Below are 8,113 nucleotides of genomic sequence, written 5' to 3' on the forward strand. Positions count from 1 at the left end.
GGCCTCGTCAACGGTGCTGGCCACCACACGGGGGCGGCTGCTGCGGTCGTCCAATCCGGCTTCGCCGAGCTCCCGGTATCGCTTCACCCACTTGTAGCCGGTCTTGCGACTGATGTGGTACTTGTCGCAGATCGAGTTGAAGTAGTACTGATCGCTCAGGTAATCTAAAATGAATGCTTTTCTCTGGTCCATATGGTTCACTTCTTCGAATGGCATAGCGGCTTTTCCGCTAAAATTCGGTGTGAAAAAGTGTTACCTAGGTCTATTTACTTTTGTATACCAGGTCCCTTGACTGTACAGATTTCCGCCAACGGGGGCGCCAGCGCAGGCCGGCGTCACCAGCTAGCATCAGGACATCGACCAAGTTCAACTTACCTTTTTAAGGCACCATTGACACCAAAAGGCTCGCCGCCGGCTTGACGATGGCGCAGTGTTGTAGGCAGGCCTTTTATTTTATTTTTCTTTGTCTAATTTTTTGATCATCGATTACCGTTAGCATATTCGTGAATGCTATTTCACCTTCTTTGAGAAGTTTTCCTAAATATTTCCCCGGGTCGATTGGCCGGAACGATTTCCAGCGAAAGAATATCACTCCGATTGGTTTGAAGCCTGCTTTAAATATTAACTCGCCGAAATCACTATCGAATGTTACTATGATTCTGCCTTGTTTGACTGACAATTCGATGACCGCTTCGTCCTTAATTGAGGTATAGCCGGAATCTGCGATATGCGTTATGTCAAAACCCTCTTTTCGTAAGTATTTGTAGCTCGGAACCGGAAAGTTCTCGTCCGCAATTAGCAGCATAATTTAGGCTACTTTCTTGTCAATGGAATAGATCATGGAATCCTTCAATACTTCGTATACATACGCGTAGATGGCGCTAATTGATTCCTTTGTAATATTTGGATAGCTTTCCATGATTTCACCTTCCGTCCATCCATCAGCTAATCTTTCCATTAGAAACTCAACCGACAATCGGGTCCCCTTTACAATTGGCTTCCCCCGTAGTATTTCCGAATCTGATTCTATGTAGTCTCTCCAGTCTATCATCATCCTTTTCTTGTGCCAAAACCAAAGATAACGGAATTTACCATTATGGGAAGGATGACTATGTTTCTGCTAACAGAGTGCGTAATTCTCCCTCCACGGCAGATCCTCAATATTGCCTGCAACTTCAATCACTTCCAAGTGAATTACTCTTCTTCGTTTTTGGCTATCCATCGATCTTTGTGAGGCGTGGACAGTCAGTGGACTCATTGTCAAAACTCCACCACGACCATCATTGCATACCTCAACCTCGTTGCAAGTGCTATTTATGTAGTTCTTGTCCAACCTCATTATTCCTTGATCCTCTGAGCACAATATGACTTTTAAGGCGCCATTCAATTCAGTTGTATCGTCCAAATGGATACGATAAGTCAATATTGATCTGAGTAATTGTTCAGGAGGCTGTACAACAACTCTATCTTTTAAAACTCGCCAATTCGAATACCCATTCCGATCTAGTTTACGGCTTAGGTTTACAGTTATATCCTGATGCCAATTGACTACCCAATTTGCCTTCTTTGGCTTGTCAAAATAAATTGACTTAATAATTCTGGGACGCTTAAAGTGCGTTTTGACCAATTCAAGAAATTCAGCTGTTTTACTTATCCGATTTAATACTCTAGGATTATTCTCAAGAAAGTTTCTTATGCCAAAACCTAGGTTGTCTTTGTTTTCGTCTATTGACTGAATCATGCCGTTCACTTCGGCGTATGTGAATACATCATTGGTCACTCTTTGGAACTCAAAGTTCATCTTTTGCATCATTTTACTGGGGTGTATTAGTGGCTTGCCTACAACGGGTGTGGCCACGCCTTTCCGGGGAAATAGCACCAACCAGCTTTACCGGCTCGAATGTAAACACCACCTAACTGTATCTTCTCTACGGCCAGGATCCAGGCCCCGGATTGACGTGGCCACGATGCTGGGCGCTAGGCTGTCATTATCGGTGGGAACTTTTGTTCGGCTACGTATTATGCAAATGGCGGCAGCGGCCCCGGATGGCCCAGACGAAGGCCGGCAGCATGGCTCCGCTGTGCCAGGCTTTTGGCTGGGCCCCGCTGCCGCCGTTTGCGGCCCAAGGACCATTCACTAGCACTACTACTTCACGGGTGAGGAAAAAATTAGACGCACTGAAACTGCTCAAGGATTGCCAACCAGCATAACCTACTATTCTGATCGTATGAAGCTTGCGCCCAGCGGGGGCGCCCACGCAGCCGGGGCATCGTTCATTCAAAGTGACCAACTTCAACTCACCCACAAGGGGGCGGCGCGGCGGCATGGAACGAAACCGACCGACCAGCGGGAGGGAGCTTTCGGGCCATTGACGACGCGAAGTACCCGGAGATTGATAACATTTACAAGCACTGCGGTCATCAGCCCCGGTTGACGATGGGCGCGTTGTTCGGCGCATTATCTAAATCTTCTTCGATCATCTACTTCAATTTCATCTTCGTAGATAATTATCCATTTCGTTTGTGGGTATATGAATTTATGCTCCAAATCTACAGAACGAAGAAGTGTTCTTAATTCTCTTTTGCATTGTCTAAAATAAGCATCCTTGTCTGAGCGTGACACATCAGCGCCCACCACCGATAATAGTTTTCCATTCCTATCATAATTTACTTCAAATTCTTCATAACAAATATCTGCGTACAATTGTCTAGTAGCTTTATCTAAAGATAGGTACACTGAATTGAATTTATCTGAAAATATAGCAGTTATTGAATCCTGCGTGGAATCTTCATATGCAAATCTCGCAATATTTGACTTTCGATAGTCTATTTGTTCGTCAGTCATCAAATATATATTTATATGATCTCGCCTATAGCTTTTCCCCTTTGGAAGCTCGGCTAATAAAGAATCATACATAGCTGAAAATGGAACAGTTGCCCTAACGATCGAGTCGAAGCACTTAATCTTGCTTAATTCAATATTGTTCTTTTGATTTTTTAGGCATGGATAATTGTAGCTACTTAAACTATCATCGACCAACACCTCAAAAGCGCTGCCAGTACAATCAAGCCAACCAAACTCATAGTCCTTTATCTCCGATGGATCTTTAAATTTATCAAATTCTGTTTCCTTAATTATTTGAGAAATCGTATTCGTTTGTTGAGATGGTAATTTATCCATTCTTTCATACCTATATATATTATAGACCTCGTCTATATTAAACTGATCTTTGCGATCTTCATGATATATGTAACTAAGTACAGAACCCGCGTATATACCATCTTCTAGTTCGCTAACTTTCAAAATTTGATGATTACCGTAATAAATTAGTAAAGGCTGCCCAGGAAATATTTCTGGATTATTTAAACGCAAATCTGGCTGGTCAGAGTACAAGCTATTCGTGGTACCCCTGTATTTAGTTTGAACATAGCTGTTCATATTCGAACAGCTTGTCAATAAGCACACAACAATGCACATTGACCATAAGTACTTACAGAATGATGTTAGCCTAATTATAATGCCCATCATGATTTGTCACTAATCTGATTTAAACATGAGAATTTCGGAGATGCTACTATTTCTTGTCGTTGCGCCGAACGGGAGCGCCAACGACGGCCGACGTTAGGAGGCTGTACGGTGGCGCATTGTTAGCGGCATTATCATTTAGATCAAACCTTTTTCTTTAATCTTCTGATTAGCAAGTTTTGTCAAAATACAATCTTCTCCAACTTCTTTATAAAAAGAGTCCCTATTTACTTTTTCCATATTTTGTAAATGCATCATTATTTCGCTCTTCCTGTTTTGGGTTAACGTTTGCTTATAATTAGTTTGTATATCTGATAAATCAGCATCGTTTCCGACTTCTCCGATAATATACTCTGCTAAAGGAACAGTAAACTCATTGGAACCGTCTTTGTAAATCTTTCTTACAACATTTAGCATTTTAACCTTATCATCAAATTTGTCTAGATTAGATCCTATCCATTCTAAAACTTTTATTTTTTGATATTCAAAAATACAATCATTACTTCCAATCAAATTAAGTATTACATCAATCGATTGATTAAATGCCCCTACTTTAGTCAAATATTTCAGTATAGAATCTATTTCTTCAGGTAATCTTTGAATATTATTTAGGCAAAATTGGACAGCATGGTTGTTTTCTAGCAATGCGAGTTGTGAAAGTAAAAATCTAAATAATGTTTTGTCAAATTTTCTTCCATCTTTAGACTCAAAATTAGAAGTAAAGACATTTACTACCACTTTGTTGTCATGTTCAGTCTGCTCTTGTTCTGTAGCACCTTTAATTTTCTTTATTTTAACTTTGACTTTTTTGACGTTACCAAAAGAATCTGAGACATCTAAGTATTTTTCCTCACTGATCTCAATTGTCTTTAATTCTTTTTTCATACTCTCAATCGTTGCAGATGGTCCGATAATATTCTTCAATGCATCGGCACTATTAAGAATTTTTGTCTTACTACTATTCAGTATTAATCCCTTAATTTTTAACTTCTCTGCTAAAAACTTGACAACTCTCTGTGCTTCATTTTCAGAATTACAAAAAATCCTAAAATCATCATTGTATCTAACATGATCATAACCCGCATTCTGCAATTGCTGATCAATTACGTTCATATAAATTCTTGCTAGAAGGTGTGAGGTCATATAAGATTGCGGCAAACCTCTACCACTTATGGGAGACCACTTGTCTAAACAATTTTGAAGCTTTCTTATCGTGCTTGTATTGATTCCTAAACTCCTTAAATCTGCTCGTAATAAGGAATGATCTATAAGTTCATAAAATCCCGTAAGATCTGTCTCAACTATTACCGGACTCAATAATGCTTTAGACTCAGATTTATCAACGTACTCTTTCCAGGATTTAAAGCTATTCTGAAATTGTAGTCCATATTTTTTGCTATAGTAAATCTTATAAGCGAAATCTGTTTTGTCTTGATACTCCTTAAGTTTACTATAAGCTGGCATGATAATTTCATCAAAAAAAATATTATATATATAGTTGTCTTCGAGGGACAACACAATTGCTGGTCTAACTAGGAATCCTTTTTTTGGCACAGACAATCTTATGGGGCTTGCAGGAACATATTTTCCAGAATAAAAATTTTCAACTAGCTCTCTTTCAAAAGATTTCAAGTCTCTCTCCACTAATTCTTGTTGATATAGTGGTTTTACAAAATACTGATATTGGTCCTGCTTGACTTTGTTCCAAGTTATAGTTTCCATTTGATGTTTTTTTTGATTGCCGCTAACGGGGGCGCCACCGCAGGCCGGCTTTCACCGACCAGTGTCCTGATCTTCAAAAGCCTTCAGTCAGCTTTTAAAGCCTTCATCGACTCCTAAAAACTTCACCGCCGGCTTGACGATGGCGCGGTGTTAGGTGCATTTTTAATAAAATGAGTGGAATAATCAGCAAAACATGCGTGCAAGGTTTTATAAGATACATACTGATACGTTTGAGGGGGCGAAAATCCTGGCAACCGTCTTCTAACTTCGTCGAGGGATAATTCGCGAGGTAAAGCAACAACATCTTTAATTTTAATACCAACTGCCTTAGTAGATTTTTGATAGTAGTCAAAGAATGATGCCTTTTCGATGCCCAACCAGTCATTGTAGTTATTCCACAGGTCAGTTGGGTTCATTTCTAAGATTTCTTCAATTTTACATATACATGCCACCTCCTTATTTGGGTATGTACAGTAGATTATAACCAGTTGAACATCCGCTTGTCTAGGCTTCACCTTCCTCAACTCAATGGTTTTGGTGCCATCAAGAATTCGGTCAACATATTGAGGTTTTACCGAAATTAACAGTGCCTCTTTCATTGTGTAAGATTGTAAAGCTCTAAAAATTTTTCCCCTGAGATTCTTAATGGACTTGGAAAAGTATGCGGTTTCCCCAGAACTTTTTGTGCTGTATCTAAAGAGATAGGTCTAGCAAAAACTTCAGTGTCCGAGAATTCAATTGCTTTAATCTTTTTCGTCAAATCTCCGCTGCATAAATCTTTGATATTGTGCCATTCGTAAGTTCCCAAAGATTTATATTTCTTATAAAGATCTTTTGGATAGTCAATACTTACATCCTCAATATAAGAACATCCAATTATAGATTTTGTCCTTGAGGAGTATTTGGTGCTTGAACTTGCGTACCAAAGAATTCTACTAGGAACACATTCAATGTCAGGTCGAGTGCTTCTGAAATAAATGTTGCTTCTGTTCCATATTAAAGCTTCCTTGGCTCCAAACAGAGTTTCGTTGGAAAGACTGGAGTCAAATAATTGGCCAGCCCAATAAGGCCTTATTGGAATAATTAAATTGTTGATTTCTAGGCCATCTATTTTACCAGGGTAGATTAGCCTTTCTAACTCATAGCTATTCAACTCTGAATCAATTTCATGGCGAGAAAGTTCATTAAGCACATTTATTCTACTACGCACCCCAAAAAGTACAACCTTATAGGAACGATTGCCCTGGACTCTAAAGTATCTGTTCGTAAGCAACACTCTCATTTCACCATCAATCCATGAATTATCGATTGTTAATTCACGACATAAATTTTCGATAGAATCATTTACTAACTGGCTAATAATTTGGTTAAATAGTACATACTTATTTTTAAAATCAGAGATCCTAAGGAGCTGTACGCTTAGTACTTCATTTTCGATTTTGTATATAATTACTGCTAAAATATTTCGATCTGACAGTACAATTTTACTAATGTTATCTCGGTGGGTTATCAAATTTTTAAACCTTGATTTAAATTCTGCTTTTCTTTCAATATTCGAATCATAAAATTGATCGATACATACGTCAATTTCGTGATCTCTTAATCTTCTGTATTCTATCCTCATGCCACCCAAGTTTCGAGGTAAATAGGTTGACTTATTCTGTATTTGGTCAAATCGAATGATAAACTCTGTGGGTGTCAGAATTTCTACATTCAAATGGTTAATTTTGTCTTTAAAAGCTTTCTTCAGCCTCTCATCAGTAGTAATAAAGTACTCTATATTGTTTGCTATAGTTTCAGAAAGTTGCCTTCGATCTGCATGATCGTTTTTTGAATTAGGTGGAGCAATTTGACATAGCTCGTGAAAGATTTCATCTGCTCTGACTCGATGAGGCTTCAATTTATAAAATTGATCTAGTATTCTTCGAGTTTCATTTCTTCGATTGGTATCTGGATCATTTAATAGTTCATGGTAACTTTCGTTTGCGTGATAAAAGTCTACTTCAGATACTAAGTTGTCATTATAAAGATATCTTATTGGATTTGAAGGATAGTCGACTATATCATTGATGTCTCTTGTTCGAGTGACTATATTCAGGTCGACAACAGCAGCAACTTTAGTCTGCACTTGAGTAGTAAATAGATTTGGTTTCGAAAGCCTAAATGACCAGATGATTAATCTGCTAGGTGCTTTACCCCTTCCAGGTTTTTCACTCAAGGGGTAGAAATGGTTTCTTTTCCATAATTGTGAAGCGTGTTTGTAATCTGCTCTACAAGTAAGCTGAATTTCTGCATATGAGTCATCGTACTTTTTTATAATCCATTCCAACATTTTGTCGGCTACCCCTACTCCTTGATACTGGTTGTCTACACACAATTGAGCAATCTTAATTTGACTTGTTCTTTTTAAAGGTCTAAATAGGACATGACCCATTAGAGATTCATTCTCTACAGCCACAAGTATACCCCCTCTATGGGCATAGTCTTCGTACGCAACTTGGGGTAAATGCCCAACCGTCTTGGAAAACTTATCACCAAGGACAATGACTTGATGTAATATTGGATCTGAATGTGTTATAACTTTAATCTGCAATTGTAAGTTTTGTTTTAGTTGCACCTAACGGGTGCGCCACCGCAGGCCGGCTCCACCAACCAGTATTCGGGCCTCGACTAACTTCAAGGTCGCTTTTTATAGCCTCATCGACACCCAATAGCCTCACCGCCGGCTTGACGATGGCGCAATGTTCACGGCCATTAAGCTAAGCATTTGATGGTATTACCGTGCTCCCGAACTTGGGAGAATGACCAACGCCCTGACCCGCTTTCTGACCCTCCTGCGCAGCTTCCCCGACCTCACTGAAGAGC

Annotated in this window: 8 protein-coding genes; all 8 read right to left on the bottom strand. The window is 39.2% G+C overall.

The features are described 5' to 3' along the window. Window positions 1–216, bottom strand: a 216-nt coding sequence (locus NMA52_RS18485) for a helix-turn-helix domain-containing protein (RefSeq protein ID WP_254829198.1), incomplete at its 3' end; no start/stop codon positions are given. Between the two features lie 232 nt (window positions 217–448). Then, entirely contained in the window at window positions 449–805 is a 357-nt protein-coding gene (locus tag NMA52_RS18490) for a DUF5615 family PIN-like protein (RefSeq protein ID WP_254829199.1), read from the bottom strand. A 3-nt stretch (window positions 806–808) separates the two neighbouring features. Continuing rightward, the gene (locus tag NMA52_RS19305; RefSeq protein WP_371930992.1) at window positions 809–1,054 is read right to left on the bottom strand and encodes a DUF433 domain-containing protein; all 246 of its coding nucleotides are present in this window, start codon (window positions 1,052–1,054) and stop codon (window positions 809–811) included. A gap of 66 nt (window positions 1,055–1,120) precedes the next feature. Beyond that, window positions 1,121–1,801 carry a phytanoyl-CoA dioxygenase family protein gene (locus NMA52_RS18495; protein WP_254829200.1) on the bottom strand — a complete coding sequence of 227 codons (681 nt, stop codon included), beginning with the start codon at window positions 1,799–1,801 and terminating at the stop codon, window positions 1,121–1,123. A gap of 657 nt (window positions 1,802–2,458) precedes the next feature. Continuing rightward, the gene (locus tag NMA52_RS18500) at window positions 2,459–3,394 is read right to left on the bottom strand and encodes a hypothetical protein (protein ID WP_254829201.1); all 936 of its coding nucleotides are present in this window, start codon (window positions 3,392–3,394) and stop codon (window positions 2,459–2,461) included. Window positions 3,395–3,664: 270 nt separating this feature from the next. Beyond that, a complete protein-coding gene (locus NMA52_RS18505; RefSeq protein ID WP_254829202.1) occupies window positions 3,665–5,248 on the bottom strand; it encodes an RNA-directed DNA polymerase in 1,584 nt (527 codons plus the stop codon). Window positions 5,249–5,370: 122 nt separating this feature from the next. Beyond that, on the bottom strand, window positions 5,371–5,847 hold the full coding sequence (locus NMA52_RS18510; protein WP_254829203.1) for an ASCH domain-containing protein: 477 nt from the start codon (window positions 5,845–5,847) through the stop codon (window positions 5,371–5,373). Next, entirely contained in the window at window positions 5,844–7,841 is a 1,998-nt protein-coding gene (locus NMA52_RS18515) for a GNAT family N-acetyltransferase (protein ID WP_254829204.1), read from the bottom strand. Before NMA52_RS18515 ends, NMA52_RS18510 begins: the two co-directional genes overlap by 4 nt. Window positions 7,842–8,113: the final 272 nt, after the last annotated feature.

This window comes from Lewinella sp. JB7 (genome assembly GCF_024297185.1).
Classification (GTDB): Bacteria; Bacteroidota; Bacteroidia; order Chitinophagales; family Saprospiraceae; genus Neolewinella.